Here is a 19,005-nt window from a genome sequence, read left to right on the forward strand (position 1 = left end):
GCCACGTTCCTCCTCGTTGAGAGGAGTTACGCAACTCATGGTTGATCAATGGTTAACAGGCTGCTGAAACATGCTCGCCAAAGTTGTCTTGGCCGCCCTGGCACGCACCCGAGAGCAAGAGAGCCTCTTCAGGCAGAAGCGGTCTCAGAGCCCTCAGCACCGCAAAGTAGCGGCCGCCCTCAGCGTGACGAAGCGCTTCGTCGATACCCTCCGACGCGCCGAGCGCATCGCGCAGCTGGACCAGCGTGACTTCCAGAAGGCTCGCGGACGCCGCCTCCCCGTCTTCTTCGCCGAGCAGCAGCAGTTGAGCCGCGTAATAGGCGCGGGTCAGGGGTGTCGTGACCTGCTCAGGGTGCAGAGCATCGCTGAGGCGCAGGACCCCTGCTCCGCCATCCTGCACCCGGATTTGCGAGCGGCGCGGACCGTTCTGGAGGACATGGCTCCCCACGAGGAAGCGCTCCCACGGCTTGAGGTTCAAGATGAGGCCGGACACGGGCGTCTACTCGGCGAGCGCCGGGACAGGAGCTTCCTGGCGCAAACCGCTCAGGATCGCTTCGTTGATGTCCACGAAGCTGTCGAGCACATCCATGCTCTTCGCGGCAGCGTGGGTGTTGCGTTCAATGAAGCCCGCAATCGAGATCATGGAAGCCTTCACTTCCTTGGTCTGACGATTGTCGGGGCTCGCCAGATCAATAGCGAGGGTCATCCACAGCGATCGGTTGGCGTGCAGAGCTTCGAGAAGCGGGCCGTGAGAGAGAGCTTCCTCATCCCGGTGGGCTTTGAGCCGAGCGGTTACGCGCTCGAGCAGAGCGGCTTCCAGGCCACGTTCAGAGACCGTTTCGCGCTGCACCGTCTGGTACCTCATCGCTTGCGTCATCTTTCCTCCCAGGAACATTCAAAAAACGTGCCGCCGGAGGGAAAGTTCCCCTCCGGCTGCGCTAGATTACTGGAACAGCGACAGCAGGGCTGCCGGGGCTGCGTTGGCGATGGAGAGCGCCTGGATGTTGAGCTGCTGCTGGACCTGAAGGGCCTGCAGGCGTGCCGAGGCCTCTTCGAGGTTCGCATCGGTCAGGGACGAGACACCCGCTTCCAGCGACGCCGTGAGAGACGTCAGGAAGTTGTTCTGGATGTCGATCCGGTTCTGGACCGATCCGAAGGCGGCGGTTGAGTCGATGACCGTCTGGATCATGTCCTCAACGTCGAGGAGAGCCTGGTCGATATCGGCCTGCACCGTGGTGTCGACATCGATACCGACAAGACGGCCAAGGTCGCCGCCCGAGACGCCATCATCAAAGCTGTCCGAGGCCAGAGCAATCGCCGAGCCTTCATTGTTGACGATGTTGATGACAGCGTTCTGCGTCGTCGGATCAGAGCCGAGGGTCACGCTCAGGGTCACGTCCGGAGCGGATCCTGGCGAGTTGGCTTCCATTTCCGCGAAACGCTTCTCGAGCTCGGCCACGAGGCCATTGGCGACATCGTTCACCGTGTCGCCTTCCTTGGCGATGTACTGGACGGTCTCGGACGCGATGGTCACATCGAAGCTGAAGCCTGCATCAATGTTTGTCGGGCCGGTGCCGACGGCATCGATCGTGACAGTGCCGGTGGCCGCAGAAGCGATGGTAGCGCCAGAGACGACCGTATCGCCTGCCTCGCCGCCAGCGATAGCGTTCGTACCGAAGACACCTTCCACCTGACGGAAGTCAGCACGCGCGACCGAGATGTCAGCAGTGCTGACAACGCCATTCGCATCGCGGTTGAGCGAGGAGAGCACCTTTACGTCCGCACCGCCCTGGAGGAGGTTCAGCCCGTTGAACTGCGCCGCATCGACGATCGAGGAGATCTGATCCCTCAGTGCACTGATGTCGCGCTGGATGGCCGTCCGGTCGACGTTCTGCTCCTTGGCCGAGACGATCTCCGCCTTGATCTCCTTGAGAAGTTCAGTGACCTGCTCCGACGCGGCCCGCGCCACTTCCACGGTTGAAAGGCCGAGGTTGAGACTGTCCGTGATCTGCTTGAAGCCCATCACATCGGATTGCATGACCGTGCTGATGGCCCAGACAGCGGCATTGTCCCGCGCGGTGGCGACTTTCCTGCCCGTCGAGATCATGTCCTGAACCTTGAAGAGGTTGGAGTTGACCTTGTTCAGGCTCATCAGAGCGACCTGGGCGCTCTCGTTAAAGTTGATCGAAACCATGATATTTTCCGTTCACTTACCAATTCGGACTCCGATCTCCGCGGAGTGATTGGCTGCTGCAACTTCCGATTGCCTGTTGACTATAGGTTGTAACGCTTAAGCCTGCGTAAAGGACGAGAGGAATTGCGCTATTCCCTTCCAGCGGCGCTCTGGTCGAGCGTCTTGAGCTGTCTGTAGAACTGATCCGCCAGCTGAGTTTCGGAGGCTGCGAGGTCCTGCGCCACGACCTCCAGGACCATGGCCTGCAAGGCTTCCATCGGTCCACCCATGGGCGCGATGGCTTCCATCAGGCCGCTCTCCTTCAGGAACTCCGTGAACAGAGAGACCTGAAGTGCCTCCGCCGCGGACCGCAGCTCCGCCTCCCGGGATGGTGGCGTTGGCGCAATGCCGTCTATTGCTGAAACCATAACAGCCTCTCCTTGATGGTGTCGCGCCCATTCGTCTCCCGTAAAGGTTGAGGTAAGGTTTATGCGGGATAATGCGCCTCATGATCGGTCCTCAGACACTGCCCAGCGCCCTCCCCCAGAACCCTGCCGGGACAGACGTCCGTGTGCCGACCGTCGATGCTTCTCAGTCTGCGGACTTCCTGCAGATCGTCGAGGCGGTAGAGGCCATGGCTGCGCGCCAGCCTTCCTCGCCTCAAGAGCTTCTGGCACTGTCCCTGCCGCCTGAGCTGCCGACCGGCGTTGTGCTGGAAGGGACCCCCTACGCGGACGGTCAGCAGCTTGGCGGACGAGCGGTGATCACCACCGCGGGCCTCCTGCACATCCCGGCCGGGGAAGAGACGTCTGTACCTCGCGAGGGCCTACCGGTGACTTCGGAGAACACGGTCCGGCAAGCGACGCGCCCCGCCAGGCAACCGGCCATGCGGCAAGCCGTCCCGCTTCAGCCCGCCGACACCGTCATGGCGCCTGAGCGGCCAGCCGTGGCCAAGCCGGAACCTGCATCAGCCGCTGTAGGAGTGCGCCCGGACGCTCAATCCGTGGACGGCGTTCTCAAGGCATCCACGCTGGTCGTTGACAAAGCGACGGACACGGAGCCCGTCTCGAGGAGCCGGGCAGCGACAACTGAAGTGTCCACCCGGACCACAGGTCAGACACCGCCCACTCATACCAACACCGCGTTTCACATTGAGGATGTCCGCTCTGCAGATCGCAGAATCCCGACCGCCAACCTTCAAGCTCCGTCTCCGGGGCAAGTAGCCGCCCGTCGGAGCACTGCACCGATGCCCCAGCCTGTCATGGTCACTCAGGAAGCAGGAGCCAGACAAACTGCACTCCCCGAATCCGTTCAGTACAAAGCCAATACCCCAGTCGTGGGCGAGCAGCTTCCCCAACTGAGTGCGCACGCCTCACTCCAATCGACACCGATCTCGGACGCGCCTCTTCAGCCTCTCCAACTCTCTACACCGGTGACGACAGCAAATGCGGCACCCGGTACCCCGGCATCAGCTGTGCAGACCACGTCTCACGCGATCGGCGCCCAAGCCCCGAGCCCAGCCGAGCAGGTTCAGGTCGCCATCGCGCGTGCCGAGAACAGCGGCAGGATCGAGCTGCGCCTTGATCCGCCTGAGCTGGGACGTGTGCAGATCGACCTCGATCTCTCCAAAGGACAGCAGGTGCGGGCCGTCATCACCGCTGCCGAGCCTGAAACCCTCGACCTCATGCGCAGGCAGGGCGCTATCCTCGCCGAAGCCCTCGCCAACGAAGGATTTGAAGGCATCGACCTCGCCTTCGGAGGCGATGGGCAGGCTCCCTGGGCCAACCCAGGACCCCGTCAGTTCACGCCCCAGAACGCCGGTGTTCAGCCGCAAGCGAACGTCGTGCCGTCACATGACGGCCTTCTCGATCTCAGCCTCTAGGAGACAAAGATGCAGATCAGCCCCCTATCCGTGAGCGACCCTATCGCCTCTCAAGTCCCAACGGCCGAGGCCGAGAGCGAGGAGATGAGTCAGTTCCTCCGCCTGCTGACGGCACAGATCGAGAACCAGGACCCTCTCGAGCCTCTCGAAGCCAACCAGTTCATCGAGCAGCTTGCGACGATCAACGCGCTCGAGCAACAGATCCAAGCCAACGGCCACCTCCAAGAGATCGTCGGGCTTCTTCGCGGCGAGGGCTGACCTAACGCCTCACAATAGAAAAAGGGCGGACCCTGCGAAGGTCCGCCCTTTTTCTTTGCCCGATGATCGCTCGGTCAAAAGGGAACGATGACGTCGAGCAGCCAGTTGCCGAGGCCACGCCTACCCGTCGAGGTGATCGGTCCTCCGTTCACGTACCGAATGTCGGCATTGGCGATACGGTCGTGCTGGATCGTGTTTTGACGTGAGACATCTTCGGGGCGAACGGTTCCGCTGATGAGCAGACGCCGCTTGTCGCTGCCCACCTGGACCATCTGCCTACCCTCGATCACCAGATCGCCATTGGGAAGGCGGTCGGTCACGCGCGCTGCCAGCCGCAGATTGAGCCTGTCGCGGCGGCGTAGCTGTCCCTGCCCCCGCATCCGCTCCAGCGAGCTGACATCAACGCCGGGATCAAGGTTGGCGCCGTTCGGCAAGGCCCTGTCCGCCCACTGGGGGAGGCCGAGAGCTGCCGGAGCTTCGAACTGACGTTCGCTCGTCCGGTTACGGATCGTGTCGTTGAGGATCTCCGCTTCATCGTCGATCGCGACGAGAACAGTGAGGAGGTCTCCGACCTCGCGGGCCCTCCGGTTCCCGAAAAGGCTTTCGGGATCCTGGTTCCAGAGGGAGGCAGCTTCGGACACGCGGGGTTTCTCGCGCCGCGTGTCCCGGCGATCGACGTCCTCGATTGAGGACGCGCAGCCGCATGCGATGAGCAGTGAGAGACGAAGGGCCTTCATGGTGAGACCTCCACCCGCCCCGGCCCGATGATCGTCGCCATGACCGATGACCTCCGGCCAGGAAGCGTGACGGAAATTGAATCCCCAACACCGCCTTGCCCCATAGCCCGTCCTTCCGTGATCAGACGAAGCGAGCCGCGGCGAAAGACGATCGAGACCGTACTCTGCCGCATCACAGCGAGGGGTGCAGACGTATCGGAGAGCCAGAGCCTGCCGCCTTCACGGACGGACCGCCTGAGCTGCCGCCCGATGAGCTCTTCACGGGTCGCCGCATCCCCTTCGAGGTCCGAGGCTTCGATAATCATCCCCCGACCGAGGGTTCGGGATGCGGTGACGTCGCCCGCGACAATAGCGAGGGCTGCGATGACGCCGATCATCACCGGATCCTCGTTGTAGCCGCCAGCATTTCGTCAGCAGCCGTCATGACCTTGGAGTTGAGCTCGTAGCCGCGCTGGGCTTCGATGAGATCAGCGATCTCCGACACAACGTCTACGGAGCTATCCTCGAGGAACCCCTGGCGCAGGAAGCCCGCGCCATCGAGCCCCGCGAAACCGCCGAGCGCCGGACCCGACGCCTCGGTCACGCGGAAAAGATTGCCGCCGAGGGCTTCGAGGCCCTGATCATTCGCGAAGGTGGTGACGCCCAGGAGGCCAAGCTCCTGAGGCAGCGTCCCGTCATTGAAGACCGCGAAAACCTGCCCCTCGGCAGAGATTCTGACCGAGCGCGCGTTCTCCGGCACGGCGATGCCGCCTGAGACAGCGAAGCCTTCCGCCGTGACGATCACGCCATCAGGGCTCAGCGAGAAGCGGCCATCGCGGGTGTAGGCCGTCTCGCCGGAGGGCAGCTCCACATCGAACCAGCCCCTGCCCTCAACCGCGATATCGAGGTCACCGCCAGTTGCAGAAAGCGCGCCTTGGGTCTGCTCCGCAACGACGGAGCCAGTCCTGACACCGATGCCAAGCTGGATGCCGCCTGGGACAATCGTGCCGCTCCGTGAGCTGAGCGCTCCGGGGGTGACTTCCTGCCGGTACATGAGGTCGACAAAGGTTGCGCGGCGTGCGGAATAGGCCGTGGTCGACATATTTGCGATGTTGTTCGCGATGGTCGAGACTCGGGTCTGCTGCGCGGCCATGCCCGTCGCGGCGATCTGTAAGGGATTCATGCTCTCTTCCGTCCTTGGTGGCTTCAGCTGCGCCCTAAGGCTTCGATCATTTGGGTGATGCGCTCATGCTCATCCGTCTGCAGAGCAGCGCCGGCTTCGTAGAGGCGCTGCGCCTCGATCAGACGCGCCATCTCAATGACGGGCGAGACGTTGGATCCCTCGAGGAATCCTTGGCGAACCGATGGTTCGTCCACGAACCGCACGGCGCCCGTCGCCCGGTAGAGCGACCCGCCTAGTCGCGAGAGACTTCCCGGCTCAGCCTGGAGGATGCCAATCGTTGCGATCTCGAAGCCGTCGGCAGACATCACACCGCGTTGGGATATGGCGATGACGGAAGCCTCTTCAGGCACCGTGATCTCGCCGCCGGCTTCATCAAGTACCGGGAAACCGTCTGCCTGAACGAGCACGCGTTGTGCATCGAGGGTGAACTTGCCCGCGCGGGAGAGGAGCACCTCGTCGCCCTGTCCGATGGCAAAGTAGCCGTCGCCTTCGATGGCGAGGTCGAGCTTTCCATCGGTACGCGTCATACCACCCTGGGCCGCATCGAGAACATGGCCCCGCAGGCTGCCAATCGACATGGAGGGCTCACCTGCCCGGCGGCTGACGAACTCGGCGAAGACCGCTGCGTCCCGCTTGAAACCTGTGGTCGAGGCGTTGGCTATGTTGTTCGCGACCACCGAAAGCTCCCGCAGGAGCCCTGACTGACGGGCGATGCTGGCGACAATGGCGTCGGACATTTACGCGGCCTTCTTGGTGGAGCGGATGGCGTCGTCGAGTTCCTGGAAGCTCGGGCGCTTGTCCTTGGGAGCGTTCCGCCTACCGACTTCCACGCACATGACAGGAGGATGGGAGTGGAGCCAATGCACCAGCACCTCGCGGATCAGGCCGTAGAAGTACTGCTCTTCCGAGCGAACCTGCTTCACGCGTTCAGCCAGCGGACCGACCATTCCGTAGGCGAGGTAGACGCCTAGAAACGTACCAACGAGCGCAGAGCCGATCATCAGTCCAAGGACTTCCGGCGGCTTGTCAATGGAGGCCATCGTCTTGATGACACCGAGAACCGCCGCAACGATTCCGAGCGCAGGGAGCGCGTCAGCAACCCGGCCAAGGGCTTCGGCCCCGCGGGTGCTCTTCGACTTCATCTGGTAGAGCTGCTTCTCCAGCATCTCCTCGACCTGAAAGGCATTGTCGAAGTTCATGATCATCGAGCGCATCGTGTCGCAGATGATCTGGGTCGCATCGGCATCCCCTACGATCTTGGGATAAGGAGCGAAGACCTCCGACTGCTGAGGGTCTTCGATCGCCTTCTCCAACTCGGTGGGATCCTTCGCTCCGATACTCAGCAGCGTGTGCAGAAGGCAGAGCAGGTCCTGATAGTCCGAGCGGTCAAACTTCGGCCCCTTGATGACGGACATCAGGTCGCCGCCGGTTTGCTTGATAACTGACATGTTGTTGCTGGCGATGAAGGCCCCGAAGGCGGAGCCGCCGATAATCAGCATCTCGAATGGCAGGGCTTTCAGGATAACGTCGAGATTTCCACCGGCGAGCATGTAGCCGCCGAAGACCGTCAGTACCGTGAAGATAAGGCCGATGATTGTGATCATGGCGCGACGCTATCGGGCAAGCGTTGAGGCTTGGTTAATGGAGACTTGCTGAATGCAACGTGCAGTTGATGCTGTGATTCATAGGCACGCAGACGCCTTTAACTCTGTTGCTCCTCAGCCACAGTCTCCGAAAACTGGAACTTTCTCGATCAGTGTGCGCTGCGAAATTGCTCCGAATCGCTTGCCTCCCTCCGCCCCCGCTCTGCTTTTGCAGAGAGAAAACGACAATCAGGGAGGATCACCCATGACCGCCAAAGAACTCCGCCGCAGCCTCACGCTGGGGGCTTCGCTCCTCGCTGCAGGCCTCGCGACTGCCCAAGCGCAGGAAGAGCGCCGCAGCACGATCTCCGAGCTGACGGATACGATCGTCGTCACGGCGACGAAAAGTCAGGACCCTGAAGACGTCCAGGATGTTGCCGTCGCCGTCACCGCGTTCAACGAGAACACGATCGACGCCCTCAATGTCCGTGACCTCGAAGACCTCACCTTCTCAGCCCCGAACGTCTCCCTCGACGATATCGGAACAGCGCGCGGCCAAGCGAACTTCTCGATCCGCGGCCTCGGCGTGAACAGCTCCATCGGCTCGATCGACCCCGCAGTCGGCGTCTTCGTCGATGGTGTCTATCTCGGCATCAATTCAGGCGTCGTGTTTGACGTCTTCGACCTTGAATCGATCGAAGTCCTCCGCGGCCCGCAAGGCATCCTCTTTGGACGGAACACCACCGGTGGTGCCGTGCTTCTCAACACGGGCAATCCGACCGACGAGTTTCAAGGCAAGGTCACCTACATTCTCGAAACGCCGATCGACGATGACCGCGGCGGCGTGAACCAGTTCATCATGGGCACGGTCTCCGGCCCGCTCGTCGAGGGCAAGCTGAACGGCAAGTTCTCCGTCTACTTCAACGATGATGAAGGCTACTTCCAGAACCTCGCCAATGGCGAGAACCAGGGCGCAGCGGAAACCCAGATCATCCGCGGCGCGCTTGAGTACATGCCCACCGAAAACCTCACCTTCCTCGGCAAGGCGGAGCTTTTTGACAATTACGGTGATGGCCCCTCCGCCCAGAACAGGGGCGTCTTCCGCCGTGATACGTTTGATCTGTCGATCGACGAGCCGGGCTACATCGATGTCGAAGCGCAGACCTTCTCCCTCCGGACGGATTGGGAGCTGAACTTCGGTACGATCACCAACATCACCGGCTACCGCAACTTCACCCAGAGGACCCTCGGCGACATTGATTCGACGCCTGCCTTCATCTTCCACTCCCCGACGGACACAGCGCAGGACCAGTTCTCGAACGAGCTGCGCTATGCTGGCACCTGGGGCAATTTCGATGTGAAGGGTGGCCTCTTCTACTTCGACCAGACGATCGCTGTTACCGAAAAGCGCATCATCCCGGTCGTTCCGTTCCCTGACCAGGTCGGCGGCGGCACTCAGGACCAGACGATCTGGGGCCTCTTCGGGCAGGTTGACTGGAACATGAACGAAGACCTGACCCTCACCGGTGGCCTGCGTTACGGCTACGAGGAGAAGGACGTGGCGATCGCCTACGTTATTCCGCGTGCGGTGCAGTGCGATATCCTTCTCGGCACCTGCCCGACGAACGACATCAACACGACCGGCTTCGAGGACACGGACGACTGGTCGAACCTCTCGCCCAAGCTTGGTTTTGAGTACACAGGACTTGGCGATGCGCTCGTCTATGGCGGCTGGACCCGCGCCTTCCGTTCGGGCGGCTACAACTTCCGCATCACGAACCCCGCACTCTTCGCCCAGCAGGTCTCGGACCGCGGCGGCAAGATCGCAACCGATGAGGAGAAGGTCGACAGCTTCGAGCTTGGCACGAAGATCGATGGCATCGCTGGCCGCGGCCTCATCAACGCCGCGGTGTTCTTCACTTCGATTGAGGACATGCAGCGCGAGGTGAACATCGCTAGCGCGACCTCAGGCGTGTCGCAGTTCATCCTCAACACCGCCGATGCAGAGATCCTTGGCCTCGAGGTCGAGACCCAATGGGCCCTGACCGACAGCCTCCTCCTCACTGGGAATCTCGGCCTTATCGATGCTGAGTACACGGATGTTCGCTTCGATATCTCGGGCGATCAGATGGTCGATGGCGCCGATGAAGCACTCTCGATCCCTCGTGTCCCGGAAATGACCTATGGCGCGTCCGTCATCTATGAGCTGGACCTCGGAAACAGCTTCGTGACGTCGCGGCTCTCCTACCAGCACCGTGACCGTTTTGCGTACACGGATAACAATTTCGGCTGGATTCAGCCGATCGACAATCTCGACCTCGACGTGACCTGGCAGACCCCTGTCGAAGGGCTCAGCCTTTCGGTCTATGCCGAGAACCTGCTCGATGAGGTTCAGGCCGGTGGCGATTCGCAGATCCCGTTCGGCGGTCCGCTCTCCGATGGCACCAACGTGCCGTTCGATGAGTTCCCGGCTGCTGGCACGCTCTCGCCGCTGAAGAAGGGCCGTCTTGTCGGCTTCGAGGCGACGATCGCCTTCTAAATCGGTCTACTGACGATCAACGAAAAGGGCGGCTCTCGGGCCGCCCTTTTTTATGTCGTCTCCGTCCAGTCGAACGGCACGGCCTGATAAATCTCATTGACCCAGCCGGCGTAGAAGAGATGCCCGTGGGGCTTCCAGCGGTGGCGGGGCCGGGCCTTGGAATCATCGCCGTCGAAATAGTTCACAGGCACCTTTGCCGGCTCGCCCTTGGCGAGGTCCCGCTCATACTCTTCCTTCAGGCTCTCCGCCTCGTATTCGAGATGGTTGAGCATGTAGAGACGGCGCGTTGCAGGCTCTTCGATCAGGCCCGCTCCGGTAGCCTCTGAGCTCAGCAGCATGCGGAGCTTGTCGCTCGCCTCAATGCTCGCCGAAGGAATCGTTGTCCATCGCGAGACCGGCATCGGCACTTCCTGGCCTAGCCCTGCCAGCCAGGGCGAGGTAATATCGTGGTTCGTGTGCGGAAAGACCCCGGAAGCCTTTTCTTCCAGCTTCTCCTTCGCAATCCCGTGGAAGTGGTGAAGCGCCGCCATGGCGCCCCAGCAAACAAACAGCGGCGCGAAGACATGGGTCTCTGTCCAGTCGAGAAGCGTCTTCAGCTCCTCCCAGTACGTGATCTCCTCATAGGGAACCATGCCGAGGGGCGCGCCAGTAATCAGGAAGCCGTCGAACTTCTCATCCTTCAGCTCGTCCCAGTCCCGGTAGAACGCATCGAGATGCGGCCGCGAGCGGTCTGTCGGCTGGTGCGCCGCCAGCCGAACCAGCGTCAGCTCGATCTGCAGGGGCGAGGCACCAAGAAGCCGCGCGAACTGCACCTCCGTCTCGACCCGGTTCGGCATCAGGTTCAGGAGCCCGATCCTGAGCGGCCTGATGTCCTGACGGATCGCGGTCGAGCGGTCCATCACCCGCACACCCTCTTCCTCGAGGGTCGGGCGGCCGGGGAGATCGTCTGGGATACGGATAGGCATGGGCGGGGGTTTAGCGCCCAGCGCGCCGGGGTCTATCGGTCAAAAGCTGATCCCGCGATGAGAAGCGCTTGCGCTCCCTCCCCCGAGGCGCTAGCGGACCGCTTCGGCTGGACGGCGCCCCGGCTGAAGACCCTATTGCACGGCGCACGGAGACTGAACGATGTCGATTTCGACCGATCGTAAGAACGAGCTCGTCAAAGACTACGCGACCAAAGAAGGCGATACCGGTTCGCCCGAAGTCCAGGTCGCGATCCTGACCGAGCGGATCAACAACCTCACCGAGCACTTCAAAGAGCACAAGAAGGACAACCACTCCCGCCGTGGTCTCCTCAAGATGGTTTCCCACCGCCGGAACCTGCTCGACTATGTGAAGCGCAAGGACGAGGAGCGTTATCAAAGCCTCATCAACCGTCTTGGTCTACGCCGCTAACCGGTAGACCGGAACGGGAGGGCGCTGCCGATGGAAGGAAACTCCGAGATCGGCAGCGGCGGCCACGTCGCCTACCTCCTCAATACATACCCCGTACCTTCGGGGACCTTTATCCGGCGCGAGATCGCGGCGCTCGAACGACGGGGTGTCCAGGTCTCGCGTTTTGCCATGCGCGCCTGGGATGGCGGCGAGCTGGTCGACCCTCAGGACAAGGCTGAGCACGAAGCGACGCACTATGTGCTGACCCAGGGCGGCAACGCTCTCGGTAAGGCGCTCCTGAAAGCCGCCACGTCGAGCCCTGCGAAGTTTGCCAAGGCCCTCGTCGCTGCACGCACGCTTTCCAAACGGATGGGCGATATCGTCCGCCCCCTCGCCTACCTCGCGGAGGCTGCGTATCTCGAGCAGAAGCTCCGCGGCTCCGGCATCACCCATGTCCACGCCCATTTCGGCACCAATGCAACTGCCGTGGCCATGCTCTGCCATCTCCTTGGCGGACCGCCCTACTCCTTCACGGTGCACGGGCCGGACGAGCTGCATGAAGCGCCGTTTCAGGCCTATGACCTGAAGATCCGGCACGCTTCGTTCGTGGCTGCGATTACCGACTTCGCCCGCGCGGAGCTCCTGCGCATCGGCGGCTACGAGCATGCGCCGAAGATCGACGTCATCCCCTGCGGCCTCGACCTGCGCGACTTCTCCGAGCAGCGTTCAGCGACGGAAGAGCCGCATTTCGTCTGCGTCGGCAGGCTCTGCCCGCAGAAGGCCCAGCGCCTGATCCCCGAAGCCATCGCTCCGATCGCCAAGGAGAACCCCGACCTCAGGATCGAGCTGATCGGCGATGGTGAGGACCGCGCGCTCATCGAGGCGGAGATCGAGAAGTACGGTCTCGAACGGCACATCATTCTCTCAGGCTGGGCGGACAACAGGACAGTGCGCGAGCGTATTCTCGCGGCCCGCGCCCTCCTCCTGCCCAGCTTTGCCGAGGGCCTGCCCATCGTCATCATGGAGAGCTTCGCCCTGAGGCGCCCGGTGATCTCGACCTTCATCGCCGGAATCCCTGAGCTTCTCGACAGCCAATGCGGCTGGATCGTGCCCGCGGGCTCCATCCCGCGCCTGCGGCGGGCCATCGAAGAGGCTTGCCTCGCGAGCCCCAAGACGGTCGCGGCGATGGGCAATGAGGGCCGGTCCCGGATCGAAGCAAGGCACGACATCGACCGCTCTGCCGCGTTGCTGGCCGAGCGATTCGCTCGGAGTGACAGCGCGCCGCAGGACCCGCGTTAAGAAATCTGCTACCAAGAGTTGCCGGGAAAGAGCCTAGCTCTACTTGAGGATGTATCGGCCGCCTCCCACTCGCTGTGAGGGAGACGGCCGATCACCGGGAGGGTTGGGCGATTAGGCAGATCAGCCCAACCCGACACGATCGGTCGTCACCGATCGGATGAAGACGGGCGCTCACAGGAAAAGTGCTCCGTCGACATCGCAGTAAATAGTTCCAACAGACGGTCGGACGACCTCAAACTGTATTTTCCCTGCATCTCAACATCAGAAATCCGGAGGAACCGGCCCCCTGCGCCGATCCCCCCGGTAGAGTTCTGCCGAACCCCATAACCTTTGGTTGCAAGAAAAGTTCCATGCTTGCAACCATAAATATAACGGTGGGGAAAACACCCCTCGCCGCGGCGCCAGCTGGACACCTCCAAAAACCCTCGCTCGTGCAGCCGATTTATGATTCCTTGTGGGGATGAAACAGGTTGGCTTTTTTGATGTGGATGAGCGGCTTCGGCGAGTTTCTGATCTGGGCGACCCGCTGGAAGTGATGGCTGAGATCATCGATTTTGAGGGGTTCCGGCCTGTGCTGGATAAGGCGTTGGCGCGGTCGGACCGGTCGAAGGGCGGGCGTCCGCCCTTCGATCCGGTGCTAATGTTCAAGATATTGATCCTGCAGGCGCTGAACGATCTCTCCGATGAGCGGGCTGAGTTTCTGATCACCGACAGGTTGTCCTATATGCGGTTTCTTGGCTTGGGGCTCGGGGATAAAGCGCCTGACCGGAACACGATCTGGACCTTTCGGGAAAAGCTCAAGGAAGCGGGTGTCATCGACGATCTGTTCGCGTCCTTTGACAAACAGATCACGTCATCTGGCTATCATGCGACCCACGGGCAGCTTGTCGATGCGAGCCTGGTCAATGCACCCAAGCAGCGCCTGACGGACGCCGAGAAGGCTGCCATCAAGGAGGGCAAGACGGCGCGCGACATCTGGGAGAACCCCAAGCGCGCCGCTCAGAAGGATACCGAAGCTCGGTGGACGATCAAATACTCGAAGAAGAAGGCCGGTGCCCCCAAGGGACAGGTCGACATCGCGATCCCCGCCTTTGGTTACAAATCCCATATCATGACCGACCGGGCGCACGGGTTCATCCGGTCCTTCACCGTGACCGATGCCAGCCGCCATGATGGCGCTCAGCTCTCTGATCTCTTACGCCGAGACATCATGGCCACCGGCGTGTGGGCGGACAGCGCTTACCGGTCGAAGAAGAACGAGGCCTGGCTCGCAAGGCATGGCCTTATCAGCCACATCCATCGGAAGAAACCGCCGGGGAAGCTGATGCCGGACCATATCAGGCGCGGCAACGCGACCAGGTCAAAGGTCCGCGCTTTCGTCGAGCACGTCTTCGCCGACCAGAAACACCGCATGGGCATGAAGATCAGGACTATCGGCATCGACAGGGCGAAGATCAAAATCGGCCTCTGCAACATCGCCTACAACATGCGGCGGCTGGTATGCCATGAACGAAGGGCGAGAGCATGAAGAGGATCGTGTTCGTCACCGGTGCAGCGACCTTCGGAACGGCAGTAATCCTCGCGACGATCTGGGGGCTCGAAGCGATCGGCTTCGTCGATCCCGTCCCAACCGACACTAAGCTCGTCATCGCAGCGCTGGTATTCCCGGCCTGGGCCTATGCGGGCTGGCAAACCGCCAAAATCAACCGCCTATAACCTTCCCAACACCAATTATTGGAGGTGTCCAGCTTGCTCACCCCCTCAAGAGGAATTCACCAGAGGCAGCAGCGCTGGCGTTGCGTTCCATCGCGCATGGCGGCATGGGGAGCTGACGCGCATCTAGCGACGACAAAGAAGAGCCCTGCAATCCGGCAGAGGCCAAGACAGAAAAAACAAGACACATGTTCCAAATCACCAGGAAAACCATGACGTGGGCCGGCCGTGAGCTGACCCTCGAAACGGGCCGTATCGCCCGCCAGGCCGACGGTGCCGTGCTTGCCACCTATGGCGAGACCACCGTTCTCGCGACCGTGGTCGGCAAGCGCGAGCAGAAGCCCGGCCAGGACTTCTTCCCGCTCACCGTCAACTACCAGGAAAAAGGCTACGCAGCCGGCCGCATCCCCGGCGGCTTCTTCAAGCGTGAAGGCCGCCCGACCGAGAAAGAGACGCTGACCTCGCGCCTCATCGACCGTCCGATCCGTCCGCTCTTCGCGCCGGGCTTCAAGAACGAAGTCCAGGTCGTCCTGACCGTGATGAGCCACGACCTCGAAAACGATCCCGATATCGTCGCCATGGTCGGCGCTTCGGCTGCCCTGACGATCTCCGGCGTGCCGTTCATGGGCCCGATCGGCGCAGCGCGCGTTGGCTACAAGGACGGCAACTACATCGTGAACCCGCCGCTTCCTGAGATGGAAGGCACCGAGCTTGACCTCGTCATGGCCGGCACCGCCGACGCTGTGATGATGGTGGAATCGGAAGCTTCCGAGCTTTCCGAAGACGTGATGCTCGGCGCCGTGATGGAAGGCCACAAGGCTTCGAAGGAAGTCGTCGACTTCATCATCTCCTTCGCCGAACAGTGCGCGAAAGAGCCTTGGGACTTCCAGGCTCCGGACTATTCGGACCTCATGCCCCGCGTGCGTGCCGAAGCCGAAGCTGGCCTCCGCGACGCTTACGCGCTCACCGACAAGACCGAGCGCGTTGCCAAGCTCAATGAAGTCAAATCGGCCGCTAAAGAGAAGCTCGCAGGCGAAGACGCCTCCGACCCGATCGACGGCGCAGTCCTCGGCGGTCTCCTGAAGGAGCTCGAGTCCGACATCGTCCGTACCCAGGTGATCGAGACCGGAGGCCGGATCGACGGCCGGACGACCACGGACATCCGTCCGATCGTCGCCGAGGCAGGCATCCTGCCGCGCAGCCACGGTTCGTCGCTCTTCACCCGCGGCGAAACCCAGTCGATCGTGGTCGCTACCCTCGGCACCTCGGACGATGAGCAGTTCATCGACGCACTCGAAGGGACGTACAAAGAGAACTTCCTGCTGCACTACAACTTCCCGCCCTACTCGGTCGGTGAGACGGGCCGCATGGGTTCGCCGGGTCGCCGCGAAATTGGCCACGGCAAGCTTGCATGGCGCGCCGTTCGTGCAGTTCTTCCGTCCCAGGAAGAGTTCCCCTACGTCATCCGCCTCGTCTCGGAGATCACCGAGTCGAACGGCTCCTCCTCGATGGCCACCGTCTGCGGCTCCTCGCTCGCGATGATGGACGCAGGTGTTCCGATCAAGCGCGCCGTCGCTGGTATCGCGATGGGCCTGATCCTCGAAGGCGACAAGCACGCCGTTCTCTCGGACATTCTCGGTGACGAAGACCACCTCGGCGACATGGACTTCAAGGTCGCCGGTACGTCCGAAGGCGTCACCTCGCTCCAGATGGACATCAAGGTCGCCGGTATCACTGAGGACATCATGAAGACCGCCCTTGGCCAAGCCAAGGACGGCCGGATGCACATCCTCGGCGAGATGAACAAGGCCCTCACCGAGAGCCGCGACGACCTCGGCGACTACGCTCCGCGCATCGAAACGATGACCATCCCCAAAGAGAAGATCCGTGAAGTGATCGGTTCGGGCGGCAAGGTCATCCGCGAGATCGTGGAAACCACCGGTGCCAAGGTGAACATCGACGACGAGGGCGTGATCAAGATCGCTTCCTCGGACAAGTCGGAGATCGAAGCCGCTGTCAAATGGATCAAGTCGATCACGGACGAACCGGAAGTCGGCGAGATCTACCAAGGCAAGGTCGTCAAGACGATGGACTTCGGTGCCTTCGTCAACTTCTTCGGCGCCCGCGATGGTCTCGTGCACATCAGCCAACTCGCCGCAAACCGCGTTGAGAAGACCACCGACGTCGTCAAGGAAGGCGACCAGGTCTGGGTCAAGCTTCTCGGCTTCGATGACCGCGGTAAGACCAAGCTTTCCATGAAGGTTGTCGATCAAGAGACCGGCAAGGAAATCGAGAAAGAGAAGAAGGACGACTAATCGTCCTTGCAAGGAGCGTCAGAGATGGAAGGCATTCAACCCCTCCTGAAGCTGGCACTTCTTGGAACAACACTGGCCGTGCTGGCGGGATTTCTCGCGCCGCGCGGCCTCCTCTCCATCGCCGCGATCAGCCTCAAGCCGAGCCTGGTCGCGGCGTCTTTCGTTTTGGCAGTCGCTTTGCTCGTCAGCGGCGCGCCCATCGCTGCCACGTTCGCCGCATCGCTTGCCCTTCTCGGCTGGCTGATGCTGGCGCCGTTCTACAAGCCTTCCCCCGACATTCAGGACCCTGACGTTACCTTCGTCTGGGCGAACACGCTGAAGCGCCAGTCCGCGCTCGAAAAGGCCGTAGCGCTGGCGGAGCGCGAGGGCGCATCTCTCGTGTTGGCCGCTGAAGCGCCGTTCGGAGCAGAAGCGCCCGAGGGCTGGCACATCCGTTCGGCGGAGCATCGCCCGGTGCTCATACTGAGCCGTGAGGCGGGCGCTTTAGCTGAGGTGCTTGAGGCTGAAGATCGGACCGCGACGGCGGTTTTGGATAACGAACCGTTCGACATTGTCGCCACCCACGCCGCGATGCCGCTCTCTAGCCCGAGAGCTCCGGCACGCAGGCAGCGCGATCTCGACCAGCTTGCAGCGCTCGATCATCAGCACCCGAAGCTGTTCGTCGGTGACTACAACACCGTCCCCTGGTCCCATGCGCTTCTCGATCTCGAAGCAGACTACGGGCTGGAGCGGGTCGGCATCGGCGCGAAAACGACATGGCTCAGCCCGCTCCTGTTCCTCGGCCTGCCAATCGACCATGTGCTCGTCCCCAGCTCGATCGCAGCCTCGGCGAAAGTTGGCCCCGGCCTCGGCTCTGATCACCGCCCGCTCATCGTCAAGGCGCAGCTCAAGCGCTAGACACAGTCTCAAGTCCTGGTTTTCGCAAAGAAAATTCACACAAGGGCTTATCAAACGCTCCGACGATCCTTACATACTATCCATACAGACAAAGGGGAAGTTTATGGAAACCACTTGGATCCTCGTCGGGGTTCTCGTCGTCCTGTCATTTCTGCTCGTGCGCTCGATCATCATTATCGTGCCGCAGGGCTTCAACTATACTGTCGAGAATTTTGGCCGTTACACGAATACGCTTTCATCGGGCCTTCATATTCTCGTACCATTCATCCAGCGCATCGGCCGCAAGATGAACATGATGGAGCAGGTGATCGACATTCCGGGGCAGGAAGTCATCACGCGCGACAACGCCATGGTTACTGCAGACGCCGTCGCGTTTATTCAGGTGATGGACGCTCCGAAGGCGGCCTATGAGGTCAACGATCTCATCAACGCGATCACGAACCTTTCGATGACGAACATCCGTTCGGTGATCGGTAACCTCGAACTCGATGAGGTCCTGTCGAACCGGGACGAGATCAACTCGCGCCTCCTTATGGTCATCGACGCCGCGACGAACCCCTGGGGCGTCAAGGTCACCCGGGTCGAGATCAAGGACCTCCTGCCGCCCGCCGACATTACCGAAGCGATGGCCCGTCAGATGAAGGCCGAGCGCCTGAAGCGTGCGGAAATTCTGCAGGCTGATGGTGACAAGCAATCGGCCATCCTTCGCGCCGAGGGTGAGAAGCAGTCCGCCATCCTCGAAGCCGAGGGCCGCAAGCAGGCCGCCTTTGCAGACGCCGAAGCCCGCGAGCGCGAGGCGGAAGCCGAGGCCAACGCCACCAAGATGGTCTCTGAGTCCATTGCGGGCGGTGACATCCAGGCGATCAACTACTTCATCGCCCAGAAATATGTCGATGCCTTTGAGAGCCTCGCCACGGCACCGAACCAGAAGTTCGTCATCCTGCCGACCGAGCTCACCAACCTCGCTGGCACGGTGGGCGGCCTTGGCGCCCTCGTCGCGGGCAACCAGAAGACGCCGCCAAAAGGTCCGTGGTCGAACGGTGAGGCGACGCAAGACGAAAAGAGGGACTAAG

20 protein-coding genes are annotated in these 19,005 nt (G+C 61.7%); 10 read left to right on the forward strand and 10 right to left on the reverse strand.

Going from position 1 to position 19,005, the window contains the following annotated elements; translation table 11 throughout:
• Positions 1-52 precede the first annotated feature (52 nt).
• The 4 genes from HK107_RS03415 to HK107_RS03430 form a co-directional block, all read right to left on the reverse strand.
• A complete protein-coding gene (locus HK107_RS03415; RefSeq protein ID WP_173196803.1) occupies positions 53-493 on the reverse strand; it encodes a flagellar biosynthesis repressor FlbT in 441 nt (146 codons plus the stop codon).
• A 6-nt stretch (positions 494-499) separates the two neighbouring features.
• Positions 500-877 (reverse strand): flagellar biosynthesis regulator FlaF, encoded by a 378-nt coding sequence (flaF, locus tag HK107_RS03420; protein WP_173196805.1) that lies wholly within the window; start codon positions 875-877, stop codon positions 500-502.
• Positions 878-943: 66 nt separating this feature from the next.
• Positions 944-2,194, reverse strand: a complete 1,251-nt coding sequence (locus tag HK107_RS03425; protein WP_173196807.1) for a flagellin — start codon at positions 2,192-2,194, stop codon at positions 944-946.
• Between the two features lie 128 nt (positions 2,195-2,322).
• Complete coding sequence (locus HK107_RS03430) at positions 2,323-2,601, reverse strand: hypothetical protein (protein WP_173196809.1); 279 nt, start codon at positions 2,599-2,601, stop codon at positions 2,323-2,325.
• A gap of 71 nt (positions 2,602-2,672) precedes the next feature.
• Between HK107_RS03430 and HK107_RS03435 the strand changes: the two genes are divergently transcribed.
• Positions 2,673-4,055: a flagellar hook-length control protein FliK gene (locus HK107_RS03435; RefSeq protein ID WP_173196811.1), complete on the forward strand. Its 1,383-nt coding sequence runs from the start codon at positions 2,673-2,675 to the stop codon at positions 4,053-4,055.
• Positions 4,056-4,085: 30 nt separating this feature from the next.
• On the forward strand, positions 4,086-4,313 hold the full coding sequence (locus HK107_RS03440; RefSeq protein ID WP_173196813.1) for a flagellar hook assembly protein FlgD: 228 nt from the start codon (positions 4,086-4,088) through the stop codon (positions 4,311-4,313).
• A 74-nt stretch (positions 4,314-4,387) separates the two neighbouring features.
• Here the strand turns inward: HK107_RS03440 and HK107_RS03445 are convergent, their stop codons facing one another.
• The 5 genes from HK107_RS03445 to motA are packed head-to-tail and all read right to left on the reverse strand — an operon-like array spanning position 4,388 to position 7,816.
• Positions 4,388-5,050 carry a flagellar basal body L-ring protein FlgH gene (locus tag HK107_RS03445; RefSeq protein ID WP_173196815.1) on the reverse strand — a complete coding sequence of 221 codons (663 nt, stop codon included), beginning with the start codon at positions 5,048-5,050 and terminating at the stop codon, positions 4,388-4,390.
• Positions 5,047-5,427: a flagellar basal body P-ring formation chaperone FlgA gene (gene flgA, locus HK107_RS03450; protein WP_173196818.1), complete on the reverse strand. Its 381-nt coding sequence runs from the start codon at positions 5,425-5,427 to the stop codon at positions 5,047-5,049. Before flgA ends, HK107_RS03445 begins: the two co-directional genes overlap by 4 nt.
• Positions 5,427-6,212, reverse strand: coding sequence for a flagellar basal-body rod protein FlgG (gene flgG / locus HK107_RS03455; protein ID WP_173196820.1), 786 nt, complete (start codon positions 6,210-6,212; stop codon positions 5,427-5,429). The genes flgA and flgG overlap by 1 nt, the downstream gene beginning before the upstream one ends.
• Positions 6,213-6,235: 23 nt before the next feature.
• Entirely contained in the window at positions 6,236-6,949 is a 714-nt protein-coding gene (locus HK107_RS03460; RefSeq protein WP_173196822.1) for a flagellar hook-basal body complex protein, read from the reverse strand.
• Entirely contained in the window at positions 6,950-7,816 is an 867-nt protein-coding gene (motA, locus tag HK107_RS03465; RefSeq protein ID WP_173196823.1) for a flagellar motor stator protein MotA, read from the reverse strand.
• A 244-nt stretch (positions 7,817-8,060) separates the two neighbouring features.
• Between motA and HK107_RS03470 the strand changes: the two genes are divergently transcribed.
• A complete protein-coding gene (locus HK107_RS03470; protein ID WP_173196824.1) occupies positions 8,061-10,334 on the forward strand; it encodes a TonB-dependent receptor in 2,274 nt (757 codons plus the stop codon).
• Positions 10,335-10,384: 50 nt separating this feature from the next.
• On the opposite strand, the gene HK107_RS03475 is transcribed toward HK107_RS03470, so the two are convergent.
• Entirely contained in the window at positions 10,385-11,299 is a 915-nt protein-coding gene (locus tag HK107_RS03475; RefSeq protein WP_173196825.1) for a homoserine O-succinyltransferase, read from the reverse strand.
• Between the two features lie 160 nt (positions 11,300-11,459).
• On the opposite strand from HK107_RS03475, the gene rpsO reads away from it, so the two are divergent.
• The 7 genes from rpsO (at position 11,460) to HK107_RS03510 (ending at position 19,004) form a co-directional block, all read left to right on the forward strand.
• The gene (gene rpsO, locus HK107_RS03480) at positions 11,460-11,729 is read left to right on the forward strand and encodes a 30S ribosomal protein S15 (RefSeq protein WP_173196826.1); all 270 of its coding nucleotides are present in this window, start codon (positions 11,460-11,462) and stop codon (positions 11,727-11,729) included.
• 30 nt (positions 11,730-11,759) lie between these two features.
• On the forward strand, positions 11,760-13,007 hold the full coding sequence (locus HK107_RS03485) for a glycosyltransferase (RefSeq protein WP_173196827.1): 1,248 nt from the start codon (positions 11,760-11,762) through the stop codon (positions 13,005-13,007).
• A gap of 460 nt (positions 13,008-13,467) precedes the next feature.
• Positions 13,468-14,535 (forward strand): IS5 family transposase, encoded by a 1,068-nt coding sequence (locus HK107_RS03490; RefSeq protein WP_173196828.1) that lies wholly within the window; start codon positions 13,468-13,470, stop codon positions 14,533-14,535.
• Complete coding sequence (locus HK107_RS03495) at positions 14,532-14,723, forward strand: hypothetical protein (RefSeq protein ID WP_173196829.1); 192 nt, start codon at positions 14,532-14,534, stop codon at positions 14,721-14,723. The genes HK107_RS03490 and HK107_RS03495 overlap by 4 nt, the downstream gene beginning before the upstream one ends.
• 185 nt (positions 14,724-14,908) lie before the next feature.
• Positions 14,909-17,035, forward strand: coding sequence for a polyribonucleotide nucleotidyltransferase (gene pnp / locus HK107_RS03500; RefSeq protein WP_173196831.1), 2,127 nt, complete (start codon positions 14,909-14,911; stop codon positions 17,033-17,035).
• Between the two features lie 24 nt (positions 17,036-17,059).
• Positions 17,060-17,932 (forward strand): endonuclease/exonuclease/phosphatase family protein, encoded by an 873-nt coding sequence (locus tag HK107_RS03505; RefSeq protein WP_173196833.1) that lies wholly within the window; start codon positions 17,060-17,062, stop codon positions 17,930-17,932.
• 103 nt (positions 17,933-18,035) lie between these two features.
• Positions 18,036-19,004: an SPFH domain-containing protein gene (locus HK107_RS03510; RefSeq protein ID WP_173196835.1), complete on the forward strand. Its 969-nt coding sequence runs from the start codon at positions 18,036-18,038 to the stop codon at positions 19,002-19,004.
• The last annotated feature ends 1 nt before the right edge of the window (position 19,005 follow it).

Source organism: Parvularcula mediterranea (assembly GCF_013085255.1).
GTDB classification, from domain to species: Bacteria; Pseudomonadota; Alphaproteobacteria; order Caulobacterales; family Parvularculaceae; genus Parvularcula; species Parvularcula mediterranea.

Coding starts and splice junctions, on each gene's coding strand:
- flgG (WP_173196820.1), bottom strand. CDS start 6,212: ATGAATCCCTTACAGATCGCCGCGACGGGCATGGCCGCGCAGCAGACC.
- HK107_RS03510 (WP_173196835.1), top strand. CDS start 18,036: ATGGAAACCACTTGGATCCTCGTCGGGGTTCTCGTCGTCCTGTCATTT.
- HK107_RS03425 (WP_173196807.1), bottom strand. CDS start 2,194: ATGGTTTCGATCAACTTTAACGAGAGCGCCCAGGTCGCTCTGATGAGC.
- pnp (WP_173196831.1), top strand. CDS start 14,909: ATGTTCCAAATCACCAGGAAAACCATGACGTGGGCCGGCCGTGAGCTG.
- HK107_RS03435 (WP_173196811.1), top strand. CDS start 2,673: ATGCGCCTCATGATCGGTCCTCAGACACTGCCCAGCGCCCTCCCCCAG.
- HK107_RS03470 (WP_173196824.1), top strand. CDS start 8,061: ATGACCGCCAAAGAACTCCGCCGCAGCCTCACGCTGGGGGCTTCGCTC.
- flgA (WP_173196818.1), bottom strand. CDS start 5,427: ATGATCGGCGTCATCGCAGCCCTCGCTATTGTCGCGGGCGACGTCACC.
- HK107_RS03490 (WP_173196828.1), top strand. CDS start 13,468: ATGAAACAGGTTGGCTTTTTTGATGTGGATGAGCGGCTTCGGCGAGTT.
- flaF (WP_173196805.1), bottom strand. CDS start 877: ATGACGCAAGCGATGAGGTACCAGACGGTGCAGCGCGAAACGGTCTCT.
- HK107_RS03505 (WP_173196833.1), top strand. CDS start 17,060: ATGGAAGGCATTCAACCCCTCCTGAAGCTGGCACTTCTTGGAACAACA.
- HK107_RS03460 (WP_173196822.1), bottom strand. CDS start 6,949: ATGTCCGACGCCATTGTCGCCAGCATCGCCCGTCAGTCAGGGCTCCTG.
- motA (WP_173196823.1), bottom strand. CDS start 7,816: ATGATCACAATCATCGGCCTTATCTTCACGGTACTGACGGTCTTCGGC.
- HK107_RS03430 (WP_173196809.1), bottom strand. CDS start 2,601: ATGGTTTCAGCAATAGACGGCATTGCGCCAACGCCACCATCCCGGGAG.
- HK107_RS03445 (WP_173196815.1), bottom strand. CDS start 5,050: ATGAAGGCCCTTCGTCTCTCACTGCTCATCGCATGCGGCTGCGCGTCC.
- HK107_RS03485 (WP_173196827.1), top strand. CDS start 11,760: ATGGAAGGAAACTCCGAGATCGGCAGCGGCGGCCACGTCGCCTACCTC.
- rpsO (WP_173196826.1), top strand. CDS start 11,460: ATGTCGATTTCGACCGATCGTAAGAACGAGCTCGTCAAAGACTACGCG.
- HK107_RS03475 (WP_173196825.1), bottom strand. CDS start 11,299: ATGCCTATCCGTATCCCAGACGATCTCCCCGGCCGCCCGACCCTCGAG.
- HK107_RS03495 (WP_173196829.1), top strand. CDS start 14,532: ATGAAGAGGATCGTGTTCGTCACCGGTGCAGCGACCTTCGGAACGGCA.